Annotated in this window: 2 protein-coding genes; both read right to left on the bottom strand. The window is 46.0% G+C overall.

All coding sequences use genetic code 11. The annotated features are described in order from the left end of the window. Positions 1-37 precede the first annotated feature (37 nt). Complete coding sequence (gene ftsL, locus R7P67_RS25915) at positions 38-355, bottom strand: cell division protein FtsL (protein WP_318086468.1); 318 nt, start codon at positions 353-355, stop codon at positions 38-40. Positions 356-360: 5 nt separating this feature from the next. Next, a partial coding sequence (gene rsmH, locus R7P67_RS25910) for a 16S rRNA (cytosine(1402)-N(4))-methyltransferase RsmH (RefSeq protein WP_318086467.1) occupies positions 361-1107 on the bottom strand: 747 nt, incomplete at its 5' end.

Genomic DNA, 1107 nt, shown 5'->3' with positions numbered 1-1107 from the left:
CGCTTATTTCCTTGTTTAGCGTTTGTTTTCTTTCTTATCATTTTAGCGTGATAACCACTTCTTTATCGCCATCAGGTCGTTTCATTTCAAGATCCTTTTTCGCAAGATCTTGCACTCGACTGTGTTCTGCTAAGGCGGTTTCTTCCAACATCAGGTTGCGCCATTCGCTATCTAATCGCTCGCGCTCAACCAGAGTGTGATCTTTTTCAGTGATCGCTTGACGCGCATGGTGGGTAGCAAATACCACTCCCAGTGCTGAGGCCATGATCAATAGCAACAATAGTAATGACCAGCGACCAACGGTAATTAAATCCGTGGCGATCAACTTAGCAAGGTTGGGAGTGGGTTTCGTCATAACAATTAAAGCTTTTCAGCAATTCTTAGCACAGAACTGCGCGAACGAGGGTTCATGTCAATTTCTTGTTTGCTCGGTTTTATCGCTTTGCCAACAGTTTTCATGTTTGCGCTGCCAAGCTCTTTGATTTGCGCTTCCGTCAAAGGAATCCCATGTGGAACCTCAGGACCTTTACTTTCTTTGCGGATAAAGCGTTTTACCATGCGGTCTTCCAACGAATGGAAACTGATGACAGATAAACGACCTTCAGGAGCTAAAATACGAGCCGCGCCTTTCAGTGCAGTATCAATTTCTTCTAACTCACTGTTGATGTAAATACGGAACGCTTGGAAAGCACGCGTCGCTGGGTGCTTTTTCTCTTTAAAACTTTTTGGTGCTGCTTCAGAGATCAGTTTTGCCAACTGACCAGTACGAACCATTGGCTCGTTCTCTTCGTTTTCACGGTATTCCACAATCGCACGAGCAATACGACGAGCGTGTTTGTCTTCACCGAATTCACGAATCACCCAAGTGATGTCATCCAGATCCGCTTCCATCAACCATTGAGAAACCGGGATGCCTGAAGTTGGATCCATGCGCATATCTAGCGGGCCATCTTTCATAAAGCTGAAGCCACGCTCTGCGTCATCCAGCTGAGGCGAAGACACACCAAGATCCAATAGTACACCGTCTACTTTACCAACTAGGTCATACTCTTCTGCGTATTGAGCCATGCCAGAAAACGGGCCATGAATGATGGTAAAACGAGGGTC

It is taken from the genome of Vibrio sp. Vb0937, from assembly GCF_033338855.1.
This window is presented reverse-complemented; position numbering and strand designations above follow the sequence as displayed.

What these genes read in the sequence shown, in the direction of transcription:
- ftsL (WP_318086468.1), bottom strand. Translation starts at nt 355, where the DNA reads ATGACGAAACCCACTCCCAACCTTGCTAAGTTGATCGCCACGGATTTA.